12 protein-coding genes and 1 pseudogene are annotated in these 16,423 nt (G+C 66.1%); 9 read left to right on the top strand and 4 right to left on the bottom strand.

The annotated features are described in order from the left end of the window. Positions 1 to 91 precede the first annotated feature (91 nt). A complete protein-coding gene (locus HUW53_RS08130) occupies positions 92 to 7,657 on the bottom strand; it encodes a hypothetical protein (RefSeq protein ID WP_237345251.1) in 7,566 nt (2,521 codons plus the stop codon). Positions 7,658 to 8,038: 381 nt separating this feature from the next. On the opposite strand from HUW53_RS08130, the gene HUW53_RS08135 reads away from it, so the two are divergent. Both HUW53_RS08135 and HUW53_RS08140 read left to right on the top strand, forming a co-directional pair. Continuing rightward, positions 8,039 to 10,396: an Orn/Lys/Arg family decarboxylase gene (locus HUW53_RS08135; RefSeq protein WP_237345252.1), complete on the top strand. Its 2,358-nt coding sequence runs from the start codon at positions 8,039 to 8,041 to the stop codon at positions 10,394 to 10,396. 20 nt (positions 10,397 to 10,416) lie between these two features. Continuing rightward, positions 10,417 to 11,001, top strand: coding sequence for a GNAT family N-acetyltransferase (locus tag HUW53_RS08140; protein WP_237345253.1), 585 nt, complete (start codon positions 10,417 to 10,419; stop codon positions 10,999 to 11,001). A 386-nt stretch (positions 11,002 to 11,387) separates the two neighbouring features. Here the strand turns inward: HUW53_RS08140 and HUW53_RS08145 are convergent, their stop codons facing one another. Further along, positions 11,388 to 11,873: an Rrf2 family transcriptional regulator gene (locus tag HUW53_RS08145; protein ID WP_237345254.1), complete on the bottom strand. Its 486-nt coding sequence runs from the start codon at positions 11,871 to 11,873 to the stop codon at positions 11,388 to 11,390. Positions 11,874 to 11,976: 103 nt separating this feature from the next. Here HUW53_RS08145 and HUW53_RS08150 point away from each other — a divergent pair, with 103 nt between their 5' ends. The 7 genes and pseudogenes from HUW53_RS08150 to HUW53_RS08175 all read left to right on the top strand — a co-directional run bounded on the left by HUW53_RS08150 (position 11,977) and on the right by HUW53_RS08175 (position 15,773). Continuing rightward, positions 11,977 to 12,444, top strand: a complete 468-nt coding sequence (locus HUW53_RS08150; RefSeq protein ID WP_237345283.1) for a carboxymuconolactone decarboxylase family protein — start codon at positions 11,977 to 11,979, stop codon at positions 12,442 to 12,444. A 60-nt stretch (positions 12,445 to 12,504) separates the two neighbouring features. Further along, positions 12,505 to 12,642 (top strand): annotated as a pseudogene (locus HUW53_RS22045) (MerR family DNA-binding transcriptional regulator); the annotation flags it as partial. A gap of 45 nt (positions 12,643 to 12,687) precedes the next feature. After that, a complete protein-coding gene (locus tag HUW53_RS22050; protein WP_370877788.1) occupies positions 12,688 to 12,963 on the top strand; it encodes a MerR family transcriptional regulator in 276 nt (91 codons plus the stop codon). Continuing rightward, positions 12,887 to 14,074 carry an MFS transporter gene (locus tag HUW53_RS08160; protein ID WP_237345256.1) on the top strand — a complete coding sequence of 396 codons (1,188 nt, stop codon included), beginning with the start codon at positions 12,887 to 12,889 and terminating at the stop codon, positions 14,072 to 14,074. The genes HUW53_RS22050 and HUW53_RS08160 overlap by 77 nt, the downstream gene beginning before the upstream one ends. A 192-nt stretch (positions 14,075 to 14,266) precedes the next feature. Then, positions 14,267 to 14,866, top strand: a complete 600-nt coding sequence (locus tag HUW53_RS08165; RefSeq protein WP_237345257.1) for a TetR/AcrR family transcriptional regulator — start codon at positions 14,267 to 14,269, stop codon at positions 14,864 to 14,866. Between the two features lie 10 nt (positions 14,867 to 14,876). Beyond that, entirely contained in the window at positions 14,877 to 15,161 is a 285-nt protein-coding gene (locus tag HUW53_RS08170; protein ID WP_237345258.1) for a YciI family protein, read from the top strand. 3 nt (positions 15,162 to 15,164) lie between these two features. Beyond that, positions 15,165 to 15,773: a DNA-3-methyladenine glycosylase I gene (locus HUW53_RS08175; protein WP_237345259.1), complete on the top strand. Its 609-nt coding sequence runs from the start codon at positions 15,165 to 15,167 to the stop codon at positions 15,771 to 15,773. A gap of 19 nt (positions 15,774 to 15,792) precedes the next feature. On the opposite strand, the gene HUW53_RS08180 is transcribed toward HUW53_RS08175, so the two are convergent. Together HUW53_RS08180 and HUW53_RS08185 are read right to left on the bottom strand one after the other, a co-directional pair. Further along, positions 15,793 to 16,224 carry a ribbon-helix-helix domain-containing protein gene (locus HUW53_RS08180; protein WP_237345260.1) on the bottom strand — a complete coding sequence of 144 codons (432 nt, stop codon included), beginning with the start codon at positions 16,222 to 16,224 and terminating at the stop codon, positions 15,793 to 15,795. 8 nt (positions 16,225 to 16,232) lie between these two features. After that, a complete protein-coding gene (locus tag HUW53_RS08185; RefSeq protein ID WP_237345261.1) occupies positions 16,233 to 16,421 on the bottom strand; it encodes a hypothetical protein in 189 nt (62 codons plus the stop codon). Positions 16,422 to 16,423: the final 2 nt, after the last annotated feature.

Genomic DNA, 16,423 nt, shown 5'->3' on the forward strand with positions numbered 1-16,423 from the left:
TGTCAGCGCATTTTCCGCCCGCGCGGGTTCAAGGCAACTCCCCCGGCGGCCTTCGGGCGTGCCTTTCCACGCGCAAAGGGGCCGCCGGCGGCTAGAAGTTCCACGAGAAATGCCCGGTGGCGGCATTGTCCTGGAGGCTGCCGGACAGGGTGCCCTGATAGGCGATGCCGAGCCGCGCCCGGTCCGTGATCCGCAGATCGAGCCCCAGCGCCACCAGCGCCGCGTCGCTTGCCAGCGGGGCGCCGGTGACGCTGAACCCGGCCCCCGTGGTGCTGAAATAGACGCTGGTGGCGGGGTCGAGGTCGCCGAACGCGTGCTGCCACGCGATCATCAAGCCGGGTATCAGGGCGGCGTCGCCCCCCAGCGCCCAGGTGGTGCCGGCCCGCAGGCCGAGGGTGGAGGTGGTGAGGTCCGCGCTCGAACCGGACACGGTCAACCCCGCGACCCCCCCCATTTCGCGTGCCATGCCGGTGTCGAGATGGACATAGGCCAGGCCGGCGAACGGCTCCAAGGCGACACCTTGCCAGTTTGCGCCATAGCCGATTTCGCCGAACACCTGAGCGGTATTGGCGGAATAGCTGCTGCTGAGGGTATTGGCGAAGCCGGGGAACACCACCTGCCGGCTCATGTCCACCGTGCTCCAGCCGTAGGCGGCACCCAGCCGCACGTCGAGCGGGCCGAACGCGTGCCCGCCATAGGCGCCGAGCGTGTAGGTGTCGGCGCTGGCGGAGCTCGCAAGGTCAGAGACGTCGATGGACGTGCTGGTGGTGCCGAAAGCGAGGCCTGCGCGTCCGTCCTCGCCGATGCGGGCATCGAGCCCGGTCAGGAAGCCGGAGCTGTTCTGGCTCACGGCCGCCGTGTTGCTGGTGGCGTCGATCTGCCCCCAATTGCCGAAGGCCTGGGCCCAGCCCGAGACACGCGAGCCCCCGGCATCGGAGCGTGCGCTTCCCGGAGCCGGTGTTTCATAGGCGAGCGCATCGGCCCACGGGGAAGATGGCGTGCCGCTGGTGGTGAAACCGAGGGCGGAGAAGGTGCCGCCCGCGTCGCCATAGCTCTGCTGCCGCAGCCGGCCGAGCAGGGTCTGCGGCACCGCGCGGCTGTTGTCGAGCAGGACCGAATTGACGCTGGCAAAGGCCTCTCCGGAAAGCTGGGTGAAGGCGGTTCTGGCTCCCGCCGCGGTCTGCAGGGCAACCGCCTGGTACAGCTCGGAAGAGGGGCCGCCGGCCTGCACTGCGGTCGCGGCTGCGGCCGCGTTCGGCGTGGTGGCCACGCTGGCGAACGAGACGGCGTTGGAATAGAGCGTCAGCGCCACATTTCCGGCATCGTAGCTCAGCACCGGGTAGAGGAAGGCGTAGTCGCTTTCGACCGTCGAGAACGCGCCGGTCAGCGCCGCGCTGGACAGGATCGTGTAGGTGGTGGCGGCCTTGTAGGTTCCGCTGCCCGCCAGCACCGACAGGGTTCCGTCGAGGGTAGCGGTGCCGGATACCACCAGTTGCGAGCTCTGGCCGGCGGCATTGGCCGCGATCTGCAAGGTGCCGGTGGCGGTCTGCACGAAATTGCCGGTGATCTTGAGGGCGCTGCCGGCCGCGCCCGGCTGGAGCGTGCCGGAGTTGGTGACCGTCGCCATGGTCCAGCTTCCGGAGGCGGTCCAGGCGGCCCCCTTCGCCACGTTGAGCGCGCTGCCCGCGCCGAAGTTCGTGATGGTGTTGGCCAGTGTCCCCGTCCCGGTGAGGGCGATGCGGCCCGCGCCGCCGCCACCGTCGATGCGGCCGTCGAGCACCGCGCCGGTGGCGAGGGTCAGGCTGTTCACGCCGCCGTCGAACTGCACGGCGATGCCCTGTGAGCCCGAGATGGTGCCGCTGTTGGTGGCGCTGGCGCCGGTTCCGGTGAAGGCGAGGCCGACGTTGCCGATGATGGTGCCGCTATTGGTGAGGGTGGCGTTGCTGCCCAGCGCCACGCCCACGCCTGCGGTCGCGAAAATGAGGCCGGAATTGGTGACGGTGCCGCCGCTTCCCACGCGAACGCCATAGGCCGCGCCCTGGATGACGCCGGAGCTGAAATTGGAGAGCCACCCGCCGTCTTCCATCACGACACCGGAATCCGCGATGCCGACAATGGTGCCGGAATTGGTGACGCTGCCGCCGGCATTGGTCTGCACGCCGGTCGTTCCACCCTGGATGACGCCGGTGTTGGTGTTGGTAAGCGAGCCACCGCTTTCCACCACGGCGCCGGTGTCCGTGACGCCGACGATGGTACCGGAATTGGTGACGCTGCCACCGGAATTGGTCTGCACGCCGGTCGTTCCACCCTGGACGGTGCCGGAATTGGTGACGGAACCGCCGGTGTCCACCACGACGCCCGTCTGCGCGCCGCCGACGATGGTGCCGGTGTTGGTGACCGAGCCGCTGGTGTTCGTGCCGGTGGTGGCGCCGGAGACCACGCCGGTGTTGGTGAACGTGCCCGTATTCGTCATGTCGCCGGCCCCGGAGATGGTGCCGGAATTGGTCATGGATCCGGAGTTGGACACGGTGTTGGTGTTCACCAGCGTACCGGAATTGGTGAAGGTTCCGCTGTTGGCGATCGTGCCGGTGTTGGTGAGCGAGCTGGAATTGTTAAGGGTTCCGCTCGTTTCGATGGAACCGCTGTTGGTGGACGTCGAGCTGGTGGTGATCGTGCCCGAGTTCTTGATCGTCGATCCCGCCCCTATGTTGACGGTTCCGTCGAGGGTGCCGGCGTTGCTGAGGGTGCCGGCCACGATCACAGGATTTGTGATGCTGGAGCTCGAGTCGATGGTCTGGGTGGCATTCAGGAACACCACATAGCGGAAGCCGACGGCAGTTACAGTCTTGAGCTGCGCCGTGTCGTAGACGGCCAGGGTATTCACCCCCAGGGTTCCATCTGCGCGGCCGCTGAGCGTGCTGCCGTTCTCCAATACGAGCAGATTGGTGCCGCCGGCGAACTTCACGGCGGTCCCGCCGGCACCCGACAGGGTGCCGAAATTGTCCACGGTGCCGCTTCCCCCCGTGAACAGCACGCCGACGCCCGATGCCCCGGTGGCGGCGATGGTGCCGGTATTGGTGATGAGGGCCGAGCCGCCGGAAACCGTGATACCGGCATCCACGCCCGCGATCATACCCGAGTTGGTGACGATGCCGCCCGACGCCAGCAGCAGGCCCGCGCCCGATGCGGCGGCGATGGTGCCGGCATTGCGCAGGGTGCCATCATTCTGCGCCATCACGCCGTTGACCGCACCCGTGATAACGCCGCTCTGGGCATTGACCAGGACGCCGCCGACGCCCTGCACCGCAGCCTGAGACGTGCCGGCGATGGTGCCCGCATTGACCACGACGCCACTGGCGGCGCCGTCCGCGAACACGATACCCTGGGCGCCGCGGATGGTGCCGGCGCGGCCATTGTTCACGGTGCCGCCGGAGGCCAGGGAAACGCCGACGCCACCGCCTTCGACAAGGCCCGAATTGGCGAGGATGCCGGACCCTTCGATCGGCCAGGGCAGGGGGCCCATCGTCGTTTCGGAGCCGCCGCTGCCGGCCAGCAGAATCCCGGTGCCCGAGGCGCCCGTCGCCGAAATGGTCCCGCTGTTGTTGACGAAGCCGAAGCCGTCCGCAACGCTGACCCCCGCCGCGCCCGCTTCGATAAGCCCCCGGTTGGCGACAAGACCGCCCTGACCCAGCGAAATGCCGGCACCCGTGGTGGCGGTGAGGGTGCCGAAATTGGTGATGGTCCCGGCGGACACAAGGACGACGGCGCTTTCAACGCCGCTGACCACGCCGGTGCGGGCGTTGAGGAGGCTTCCGCTCACCGCCCGCACGCCGGAAGAGGCGGTGCCGGCGACTGTGCCTTCATTCACCACCCGGCTGTCGCCCGTCGTGATCGCGATGCCGGAGGCGCCGCGAATGAGCGCGTCGGCGCCCAGATTGGCGATGGTGGCGCCGCCCGCCGCGGCGATGCCGATGCCGGAGGCCGCGATGGTGCCTCTGTTGCTCAAGGTGCCGGTGGCACCGTCGGCCCAGGTGACGCCGTTGGTGTCGCTGGTGATGGTGCCGCCAGCGGTATTGGAGAGCGTGCCGGTGGCCGCGAGAACCACGGCCGCATCGATCTCGCCCGCATTGGTGAGGGTGCCGGCGGTCAGCACCCTCCCGCCCGAGGCGATGGCGCCGGACGCGGTGATCGTCCACACCGCTCCGTCGGTCACGTGCACGGTCTCGAAACCGCTGAAGACGCTGTCGATGGTGCCCGAGCTTCCGCTGGTGCCGGCCGCCAGCACCAGCCGGTCGATGCCTTTCCCACCGACGACGGCGCCGACAATGGTGGAAGTGGGGCCCAGGATCAGGCGGTCGTCGCCTACGCCGAAGCGGATGGCGGTGCCGCCGGTGCCGATGATGGTTCCCGTGTTCGCAACCGTGTTGCTGGAGGTGCCGGAATTGAAGGCGATGCCGACGTCGCCGTCGATGGTGCCGGCATTGGCGAGCGTCCCCGCGCCGCCGCTGACCCGCACGCCATATTGGGCTCCATGGAGGCTCGCGCGGGAGCCCACGTTGGCAAGGCGCCCTCCCGTTTTTAACTCCACGCCGGCATCTTGCGTTCCGCTGATGGTGCCGGAATTGACGAGGGTGCCGCCTCCCGTTCCGTCGCCGAACAGCACGCCGGTGGCGCCGGAGATGGTGCCTGCGTTGGTGAGGTCCGCGAGGCCGCCGGAGATCGCCACGCCGTAGCGCGCGCCGGAAATGTGCGCGCGCGTGCCCGTGTTGCTCACCGATCCACCGGCCCGGAGCCACGCCCCGGCGCCTTTCGCGCCACGAATGGTGCCGGTGTTCGTGAGCGTGCCGTCTTCCGTGTCCTCGCCGAAGAGCACGCCGGTGCCGCCGGCGATGGTCCCTGCGTTGGACACCTCCGCCGTGCCGCCTTGGATCGCGACGCCGATCCTGGCTCCCTCGATGCGGGCCGTGGTGCCGGTGTTGGCGAGGCTTCCGCCGGCGTCCATCTGGACGCCGCTTTTCTCCGCGCCGCGAATGGTACCCGCATTGACCAGGGTGGCGCCCAGGGTCTCGGCGCCGAAGAGCACGCCGGTGTCGCCGCCGATGACGCCGGAATTATAGAGACCTGCCGGCCCGCTGTTGAATACGACGCCGAATTGGGCGCCGGTGATGCGCGCGGCGGAGCCCGTGTTGCTGACGGAGCCGCCGGCCTGCACCTGCACGCCGCTACCGGACGAGCCTCTGATGGTGCCGGAATTGACGAGGGTGCCGCCTCCCGTTCCGTCGCCGAACAGCACGCCGGTGGCGCCGTCGATGGTGCCCGCGTTGGTGAGGTCCGCGAGGCCGCCCGAGATCGCCACGCCGTAGCGCGCGCCGGAAATGTGCGCGCGCGTGCCCGTGTTGCTCACCGACCCACCGGCCCGGAGCCACGCCCCGGCGCCTTTCGCGCCACGAATGGTGCCGGTGTTCGTGAGTGTGCCGTCTTCCGTGTCCTCGCCGAAGAGCACGCCGGTGGCGCCGGCGATGGTGCCCGCGTTGGACACGTCCGCCGTGCCGCCTTGGATCGCGACGCCGATCCTGGCTCCCTCGATGCGGGCCGTGGTGCCGGTGTTGGCGAGGCTTCCGCCGGCGTCCATCTGGACGCCGCTTTTCTCCGCGCCGCGAATGGTACCCGCATTGACCAGGGTGGCGCCCAGGGTCTCGGCACCGAAGAGCACGCCGGTGTCGCCGCCGATGACGCCGGAATTATAGAGACCTGCCGGCCCGCTGTTGAATACGACGCCGAATTGGGCGCCGGTGATGCGCGCGGCGGAGCCCGTGTTGCTGACGGAGCCGCCGGCCTGCATCCGCACGCCGCTGGTCTTTGCGCCCACGATGGTCCCGGAATTGGCAAGCGTGCCGCCTGCCGTTCCCGCGCCGAATTGCACCCCGGCTGATCCCCGGATGGATCCGGAATTGGTGATCTGGGCCGCGCCGCCGCGGACGAGGACGCCATAGGCGCCGCCGGAGATCAGCGCCCGCGTGCCGGTGTTGGTGACGGCGCCACCCGCCTGAAGGCGCACGCCCGCCGTCTGCGTGCCGACGATGGTTCCTTCATTGGCGACCGTTCCCGCCGCCCCGCGCACATCGACGCCGATCTTGCCGCCGGAAATCCGCGAGGTGATGCCCGTGCTCGTGAGCGATCCGCCGGCATCCATCCGAACACCGATGCCATCGGAGCCGCCGAGAATGGAGCCGGTGTTCTGGATGGTGCCAAGCCCGTCCTGGGTCCAGATGCCGACGCCCTTGGCCAGGGTGGCGGCGACGGTGCCGGCATTCGAAATATCCACCGACATCACGTTCGCGAGGGTGCCGTTGGAAATGACGATGCCCGCCAGCCCGCCGCTGATGCGTGCGTCCGCGCCGAAATTAACGATCGTCCCGTTGGTGTACTGGTTGATGCCGTAACGTGCGATGCCGCTGATGGTGCCTTCGTTGCGCACCAGGGACCCGGCATAGATCAGCTGAAGCCCGAAATCGCGGCCGACGATGAGGGAGCTGGTGCCGATGTTCGTAATGGTATCGGTGGCGAAGGAATAGACGCCCGTTCCCCCGCTGCCGGTGGCCGCGATGGTGCCCTTGTTGACCACCGTTCCACCGAAACCCTTGAACCCGTTTAAGACTCCCACGACCCGGCCGGATGCGCCGTTGACGACGATGTTGCCCGCGCCCGAGGAATTGATGCCGATGGCGTCGGTGCCGATGATGGTGCCGGAATTGGTGAGGGTCCCGGTGCTCAGGAGCACGCCGGAATAGCCGGTGATGGTGCCGGTCCTGGTGTTGGTGACGATGCCCATGTCGACGCCAACGCCATAATGGCTCGTGCCGTTGATGAGGCCCGCATTCGCCACGGTGGCGACGGCCCCGCTGGTGAAAGAGAACCGCACGCCGTCGGTCGCGCCCGAAATGGTTCCGGTCGCGGCATTGGTGACAGATCCGGTGCCGTAGCTGACCGTCACGCCGCCCTGGGACGTGCCCAGGATGGTGCCGGAGTTGGCGACGGTGCCGGTGGCATAGGTGGTGCTGGAGCCATTGCGGCCCATGGACACGCCGTATTGCCCGATGATGGACGCCGCCGTGCCGATGTTGCGGACGGTGGCGCCACGCGCCGCATAGGCTCCGTGGCTGTCGCCGGTGATGGTTCCATAATTGGAAAGGGTCGCCCCCGCCGCGTTGGCGGAGGTGCCAAAGCTGACACCGGCGGCGCTGCCGCCTTGGATCTGCGCGCCGGTGATCTGGCTGCCGCCATTCACGATGGTGCCGTTGCCGGCAAGCGAAATGCCGATGCTCGACGGGCCGGACACCAGGCCCTGATTGTTGAGCGTCCAGGTGCTGGACGCGCTGCCGGTGATCGCGTTGCCGGGACCTGAAATGGTGGTGCCGGGGTTGACGATAAAACCGGTGGCGGGTGCGTAGCTGTCGAGACTGATGCCGCTGGTGGTGGAGGGCAGGGCGATGGTCTGTGCCGCTGCCGGCAGGCCGATGCCGAGGGAGCCGACAAGCGGAGCGAGCATGAGCGCGCCGGTGGCGCAGCTCGACAGCAGGGTCTGCGCGCGCGCCGCCCCTTGGGGGCGTGACGCAACGGCCGGCAGGGGAGGGGCGGGCGTGAGGGGCTCAGCCATGGCGTGGGGTACCCGTTCCCGAGCAAGATCCCTCTGCGGTGCACATGACGCGGCGGCCGCTTGCGCGGTGCACACTGGAACCCTCGACTGGCATCGCCACCCCCGTCGCCTTCCGCAACGCACCGGTGCCGTCGGCACCACATTTGCGGCAGGCCTGCCAGAAAACATCTACTGTGTGCACCGTAGGGAATCCCGGCGACTCGAAGAACGTCACTTTTTGATCGAATGCCAATTTTAGCAAAGGTTTGCCGCCTCGACTGCATGACCCGTCGGCGGCCTTGCCGGTGTGGCCGGAACGGTATCGGGAGCCGCGTTCAGGTCATGTCGTGGCAATGTCATGGAACCGAACGACACCACTCCCCGGATCAGCGCGGGTGCCCCATGGATTATTTCAGACGCTTCACGTTCCTGTTCGCCACCCCCTCCTTCGATGCGGAGGATCTGGAGGGCGTCCGCTTCAATCAGATCGTCGCGGAAATCGAGCGCTCGGGCTTCGAGGTGGTGCGCGCGCGCAACCTCGAGGACGCCGAAATGGCGGTGCAGACCGATGCCGCCATCGGCTGCATGATGGTGGATTGGGGCAAGAAGGGCCTGGAGGGCAAAACCGCCTCGCTCATCAACCTGATGCGCCGGCGCGGCCTCGATTTTCCCATCCTGCTGCTGATCCGCAGGAAGCGCCTGGAAGACGTGCCGGTGGAGGTGCTCGACTTCATCGACGGCTATGTGTTCCTTTCGGAAGAGACCCCGGCCTTCATCGCCAAGAACCTCATCAGCCGCCTGAAGCAATATGCAGAGACGCTGAAGACGCCCTTCTTCGGCGCCCTGGTGGATTATGCGGAGGAGGGCAACCAGCTTTGGACCTGCCCCGGACACAATGGCGGCATGTTCTACAGCCGCAGCCCCATCGGCCGCGTGTTCATGGAACATTTGGGCGAGGCGGTGTTCCGCGACGACCTCGACAATTCGGTGCTCGACCTCGGCGATCTGCTCACCCATGAGGGGCCGGCCCTGGCGGCGCAGAAGGAGGCGGCCAAGATCTTCGGGGCCGAAAAGACCTATTTCGTGCTGAACGGCACCTCCACCTCGAACAAGGTGGCCCTGTCCGCCCTGGTGACGGATGGCGATCTCGTCCTGTTCGACCGCAACAATCACAAGGCCGCCCACCACGGGGCGTTGATGATCTCGGGGGGCATTCCGGTCTATGTGCCCACTTTGCGCAACGCCCATGGCCTCATCGGCCCGATGGATTTCTCGGCGCTGGACGAGGACGCCCTGCGCGCGCGCATCCGCGCCCATCCGCTGGTGAAGGACCCGGAAGCGTGGAAGAAACCCCGCCCGTTCCGCGTCGCGGTGGTGGAGCAGTGCACCTATGACGGCACCATCCACAATGCGCAGATGATCCTGAACAAGATCGGCCACCTGTGCGACTATATCCTCTTCGACGAGGCCTGGGCCGGCTTCATGAAGTTCCATCCGCTCTATGCGGGGCGCTTCGCCATGGGGCTTTCCGGTCTCGGCCCGGACTCGCCCGGCATCATCGCCACCCAGTCCACGCATAAGCAGCTCGCGAGCTTCTCGCAGGCCTCGCAGATCCACATGAAGGACCGGCACATTTCCGGCCAGAGGCGCCGCGTGGAGCACCGGCGCTTCAATGAAAGCTTCATGCAGCACGCCTCGACCTCACCGTTCTACCCGCTGTTCGCCTCCCTGGATGTGGGCGCCCAGATGATGAAGGGCCGTTCCGGCGAAGTGTTGTGGGACGACACCATCCGCCTGGGCATCGAACTCCGGAAGAAGATCCGCGCGGTGCGGCGCGAGTTCGAAGAGAAAGAACAGCGCGCGGAGCGGCAATGGTTCTTCGAGCCGTTCGTGCCGGACCGGGTGCAGATTCCAGACGCCGCGCGGCCCGGCGCCGTGCACGATGTGCCCTGGGAAAGCGTCTCGACCGACCTTCTGGCCACCAATCCCGCGTTCTGGCACCTCTCGCCCGGAGCGGGCTGGCACGGCTTTTCCGGTCTTGAGCCGGGCTTTGCCATGACCGACCCCAACAAGCTGACCCTGCTCACCCCCGGTTTCGATCCTCGCACCGGTGCCTATGCCGAGCATGGCATTCCGGCCCCGATCGTCGCGCAATATCTGCGCGAGAACCGCATCGTCGCGGAGAAGAACGACCTCAATTCTTTGCTCTTCCTGTTGACGCCGGGGGTGGAGGCCTCGAAGGCGGGAACCCTCATTTCGGGCCTTGTCGCCTTCAAGAAGCTGCATGATGACAATGCGCTGCTGGAAGACGTGATTCCGGCCTTCTTCCGCCGCCGGGCGACGCGCTACGCCGGGGTTCGGCTGCGCGATCTGTGCGGGCAGATGCACCGCTTCTTCCGGGCGGCCAATGTCAGCGCGCTCCAGGCCCAGCAGTTCGCGCCGGACCACCTGCCGGACATCGCCATGTCGCCCCACGACGCCGCCCGGTGCCTGGTGCGCAACGATGTGGACTATTTGCCGATCGGGGAGATATCCGGCCGCATCGCCACGACGCCGTTCGTGGTCTATCCACCGGGAATAGCCACCATCGTGCCGGGCGAGCGGCTGAACGAGCGGGCACAGCCCATGATTGATTATCTCAGGATGTTCGAAGCCTGCTTCAACACCTTTCCCGGCTTTGACGTGGAGATCCAGGGCGTTTATCGCGAGGTGGACGGGTCGGGCCGGGTGCGGCTCTATACCTATGTGGTCGCGCAATAACGGGAAGGTCGGGTTTGGTCATGGAGCAGGGGCAGGCTCGGGACGCGCTCCAGGGGAGCGCGATCACCATTCGGCCGACGCGGGACAGCGATCTGGACGCCATGCTGGCGATCTACCGTCGCCACATCCGCCGCGGCGTGGAGGAGGGCGTGGCCGACGAGGGCACGCCGGAGCCCGATGATCTGCGCGACCGGCGCAAGAACCTGAAAAGCCGCCGCTTTCCCCACATCGTCGCGACCTGCGGCGACAAGGTGGTGGGCTATGCCTATGTGGTGCTGTTCCGCAAGCGGCCCGCCTATCGCTACACCGTGAAGCACTCCATCTATGTGCATCACGAGCATGTCGGGCAAGGGGTGGGCGGCCGGCTCATGCGGGCGCTGATCGACGCCTGCGCCGCGGCCGGTTTCCGGCAGATGATCGGCTATATCGACGCCGATAATTCGGCGTCCCTCGGCTTGCACGAGCGGTTCGGTTTCGTGCGGGTCGGGCTGCTGCCGGGCGTCGCCTACCGCTATGGACGGTGGGCGGACAGCGTGATGGTGCAGCGCTCGCTCGGCGAGGGCACCACAACCCCGCCGCCCCCCCTGCCGCTCTCCACGCGGTAGATGCTGCGTGTTTAATCCCGGCCTTTGATGGCGCAGTCTCTTCGCAAGAATGGGAGGGTGCGCCATGGCCCAGGTTGTGCGTGGATGCGCCAGGACGACAAAGGCGGTCCGCCGGGCGATCCAGCATGGTCAAAGAGCATGAGGGCGCTGGCCAAGCGCCGTGCGCAGCATCCGCGCGCCGCGCGCAAGCCCTTCGGAATTGTGGTGCGAAGCCGCCATTCGATCCCCGATCTCGCTGGGGAGAAGTCAGACGATCCCCAGACGGGGTCGATTAAAAGAGCCGGGAATTGGGCTTATTCAACAAGGTTCTGGCGCCATGCGGTCCTGGCGAAGAAAAGGCGGTAATCGGCGGGATTGGATATTCGCTACGGGCCAATTGATCTCGCTCAGCGCTGTGCCTTCTTAACGTAGGTCGCCACCGCCTTCTTGTTGTGTGCGTCGATCAATTGGGCTCCGTCGGCAACGAGATCGGCAAGGGTCTGTTGTTGCAGGGCAGTCCGCCAAGCCTCCTCGGCGGCGATCATGCGGGTCTTGATGAAGCAATCGGCCTTGTAGACGCACGGGTCTTTCGCCTTGCCCGGACCGCGCCGGCGGATTTCGCGGCAGACGAAGGCGGGCTCCCGCCCGTCGATCGCTTCGACGATGTCGAGCAACGTGATGCGCTCCGGGTTGCGCGCCAGCCGATAGCCACCGCGCGGCCCCGGCACGGCATCGATGACGGAAGCCGCAGCGAGCGCCCGCAGGTGCTTCAGAAGATAGGTTTCCGAGACGCCGTGCAATTCGGCGAGGCTCTTGCCAGGAAGCACTTTGCCCTCCGGCAATCCGGCCAGCACCAGAGCGCAATGCAGCGCCGCCTCCACCCCGTCACTCATGCGCCGCATCGTCGTCTCCCGCTCCGCTCTTGGATTACGCCATAATCATGGATATATATTATCCATGATTCTCAGCCAACCCCTCTCGCGATTGGAGGCCTCCATGCACCCCAGACTGAACATCGCCGCGCTGGCACCCGAACTCTATCAGGCTGTCCGCACCCTCGACGGCGCCGTGGCCAAGTCGGGCCTCGACAAGCGCACGCTTCATCTCGTCAAGCTGCGCGCCTCGCAGATCAACGGTTGCGCCTACTGCGTCGACCTGCATGTGAAGGACGCTCTGGCGGACGGGATGGACGCCCAATTGCTGCATCTCGTCGCCGTCTGGCGCGAGTCCCCGTTCTTCGACGCGCGCGACCGGGCAATTCTCGAATGGACCGAGAGCGTGACGCTCGCCGCCGAGACGGGCATTCCCGACGCTGCTTTTGAAACCGTCCGCGCCATCTTCTCGGAGACCGACATCGCCAAACTGACGATCGCCATCGGAACCATCAACATCTGGAATCGCATCGCGGTCAGTTCCCGCATGCAGCACCCGGTCGGCACGGAAAAGAACGCGGTTGCTCCTTGATCGATTTGCCCTTGACCCTGACATTGATGTCAGGGGTTACGAGATGCAGCAGGAGGGCGGATGAAGATCGGAGGCGTTGCAAAAAGGACGGGGGCGAGCGTGCGCTCCGTCCGTCATTACGAGAAGGTCGGCCTGATCCGCGCCACCCGCGACGAGAATGGCTATCGCGATTTCGACGAAACCGATGTGCTTCTGGTGCGCCGCATCGGCCGGATGATCCGGCTCGGCTTCACCACCGAGGAAATCGCGACCTTTCTCAATTGCATAGTCGACGATCCCGCCACGGTCACCGCCTGTCCGAAGGTGGCCGCTGCACATCGGTTGAAGCTTGCGGCGATCGAACGGCAGATGGCCGATCTCGAAACCCGTCGCCAGAAGCTTCTCATCACCCTGAAAGCTGCCTCCGGTCAGGACGACACCAGCGTACCGGAGACACCTGTCCATGCCGAAACCAGCCCCATCTCCCTCGCTCATCCTCACAACGCTGGCGCTCGCCGTCTATTTCGTCGGCGCGGTTGAGTTCATGCTTGCGCCGATGCTGACGCCACTGGCGTCGGCCTTCACGGCGAAACCCGCCGATATCGCTTGGCTCGTATCGGCCTATGCGGTGTCCTACGCCGTGCTCGCCCCGCTCATCGGCCTCCTCAGCGACCGGATCGGCCGGCGGCGCCTGCTTCTCCCAGCATTAGCGCTCTTTGCCGCCGACGCGCTGGCTGTAGCCTTCGCGCCGTCGCTCACCTTCGCGATCATCGCCCGCATTCTCGGCGGCGCGGCGGGTGCGGCCCTGACGCCAACCGCCTTCGCCTTGATCGCCGAGACCGTTCCCGAAGACCGCCAAGCCGGCGCCATGGGCCTCGTCCTCTTCGGCCTGACCCTCGGCATCGCCACCGGGCCGACCTTCGCGGGGCTCCTCACCGAGGTCTTCGATTGGCAGGCGCCGTTCGTGACCGTTGCTTGTGGCTGCCTCGCCGTTCTCGTGCTGGCCGCGCGCATTCTGCCTCCCTCTGTTGCGCGGCAAGGCCGACCGCTCAAAGCCTCGACAGCCCGCCTGCTCGATGGCGCGATCCTCCGGCCCAACCTCTCCAAGGGCTTCTGGCTCGGCGCGACGATCGCCGGGTTTCTGATCTCCGGCGAGGTACTGCGCAGCCGCTATGGTCTTTCCACCAGCATGGTCGGGCTCTCGGTCACCGCGTTCGGGGTCGGTCTTGCGGCAGGTAATCTCACCATCGGGCGCCTCGCCGCCTGGGCCGGACGGCCAGAGACCGTCCTCATTTTCGCTATCGCGCTCATCTGCGTAACGCAGAGCGCCTTCTTCGCGACCGAACCGAGCCTCGGTTTGGCGATCGGTCTTCTGGCTCTCTGGGGCTTTGCCTCGGGCCTAGCCGCGCCCGCCAACACCGCCATTCAGGCGAGCCGAGCCGGCTCGGACGCCGGCTTCGTGCTGGCGTCGTCGGAATCGATGAACAACGGCGCGCTGCTCGTGCTGGCACCGATCGTCGCGAGCTGGGTCGGACGGGGTGACACCGTCAGCACCGCCGTCCTGCTCGGCGTCTGCACGCTTGCAGCGCTCGGCGTCAATCTCATCGATCGACAGTACCGACCAACAGCCCTCCCATGCGGGGCGGGTTAGGCGATGATCACTTCGTGCGCCACGCCGGCATCTGTGCGCGTCGTGCAGGCGCTTCGGAACTGAGATGCGAAGCCGCTATTCGATCCCCGCGCTTGACCACGTAGGACGCTTGCCCTAGATGTTTCTAGGTCAAACGTCCTACGGCGCGATTGTCGGCTTTGTCCCTCCGCGCCATGATCGTGGAGGCCAGATATGGGCGCGAACGAAACACGCCAACAGATCGTGGATGTCGCCGATCGGCTCTTCTATGAGCACGGGTTCGAAGCGACCTCCTTTGCCGACATCGCCAAGGATGTCGGGCTGTCGCGTGGCAATTTCTACTATCACTTCAAAACCAAGGACGAGATTCTCGATGCCGTGATCGAGCGGCGCATGGCAAACACCCGAGCCATGCTGGGAGCCTGGGAGCAGGATACGGAGTCTCCGACAGATCGCATCCGCAGCTTTGTCCATATTCTCATCGCGAACCGGATGAAGATCATGGCGCATGGCTGCCCGGTCGGCACGCTGTGCAACGAACTGGCCAAACTCGATCATACGGCCAAGGGCGATGCCGCTCGGCTGTTCTCGCTGTTTCGCGACTGGCTCGCCCGACAGTTCATAGCCCTCGGCCGCGCCGCAAATGCCGATGCGCTGGCCCTCCACATTCTGATGCGCAGCCAAGGCGTCGCGACGCTAGCCACCGCCCTTCGCGACGAGGACTTCATCCGCCGCGAGGTCGCAGACATGGAAGCTTGGCTGCTGGCCCAATGCCCGGCGGCCTCACTCACACACCCCCGCCAATTATCCTGAAGGAGCCACCATGTTCGTCATCACCCTCCGCTTCGCCGACAAGACGAAAGCCCCGCCATTGATGGACGGCCACAATGCCTGGATCAAACGCGGTTTCGACGATGGCGTCTTCCTGCTGGTAGGTAGCCTCCAGCCGAATGCGGGCGGTGCGATTCTCGCGCACAACGCATCGCGCTCGGAAATCGACGTACGTGTGCAGGACGATCCCTTCGTCGCCCAAGGTGTGGTCAGCGCTGAAATTCTCGACGTGACGCCGGGGCGTACCGATGACCGGCTTGCCTTTCTGAAAGCCTGAGCCATGAGCACGACTATTCCAGGCCCTGACGGCCGCCCGCGCTGCCGCTGGTGCGCGGCGGCGCCCGAATTTCTCGCCTATCACGACACCGAATGGGGATTCCCGGTCGATGACGATCGCCGCCTGTTCGAGAAGCTGTGCCTCGAAGGTTTTCAGTCGGGCTTGAGCTGGCGCACTATACTCACCAAGCGGGAGAATTTCCGCGCTGCGTTTCATGGCTTCGACTTCGACCGCATCGCCGATTTCACCGATGTGGATGTCGAACGGCTGCTGAAGGATCAAGGCATCGTCCGCCATCACGGCAAAATCACCGCCGTCGTCAACAACGCGAAACGCGCCCAGGAAATGGTGAAGCAGGAAGGCTCACTCGCCGCCTATATCTGGCGTTTCGAGCCGGCGATCCAGGACCAGGCCGCGCCACAATCTGCCTCGACATCGGCGGCGTCCATTGCCCTGTCGAAAGACCTGAAGAAGCGCGGTTGGGCCTTCGTCGGGCCGACGACGGTCTATGCCTTCATGCAGGCGATGGGCCTCATCAACGATCATGTCGAAGGGTGCGTGGTCCGAGAGCAGGTCGCCGCCGCGCGCATCGACTTTCCACCGCCGCAATAATCCGACGTGGCGTAGTAGGCTATTCGATATGCTTGTTCCGGTTCGCGTCCACGTCCCGCGACAGGTCTTTCAGGAACCGATCCCCGGTTGCGAGTCTCCGCCCCAGCGATTGCAGGAAGCCCTCGAACCGCTCTGCGCCTTTCGCCCTCGCCGAGGCCTGCGCGCTATCGGGCAACGGCGGTGTGATGGTCAGCCAGAAGCGAATGAACAGCGAGAGCGTCTCTCCGAGGATGGCGAGGTCTTCATCGAGCCCGTCGATCTGGCGGCCTATGCGATCCATGCGGCGGGCGAACGCGGCCTCAAGTCGCTCGGACGCATCCGCCGACAGGAAGGAGGCGACGGCGGCTTCGATCACGGCGGATTTGGAGATGTTGCGACGGAGCGCCAGGGCCTCGACCTTCTTTAGGAGGTCAGGATCGAAATAGACATTCATGCGGGTCTTGGTCTGCATGGCGATCCTCACAAGTCGAGGCCATCGGCCGGGTCCATCGTCGCCTGCCGGGCATTCGATGTGACCTGCTGGCGCAAACGGCTTGCCCGACCGGCATCCACATCGGGATCGTCATCGAGAACATCGAACTCACTGAGGGGCGATCGCTCGGCTGCGTCTTCGCTCCTGTCACGCTTTTTGGCACCGCCCACCCGCATGG

It is taken from the genome of Xanthobacter agilis (assembly GCF_021730435.1).
Taxonomy (GTDB): domain Bacteria; phylum Pseudomonadota; class Alphaproteobacteria; order Rhizobiales; family Xanthobacteraceae; genus Xanthobacter; species Xanthobacter agilis.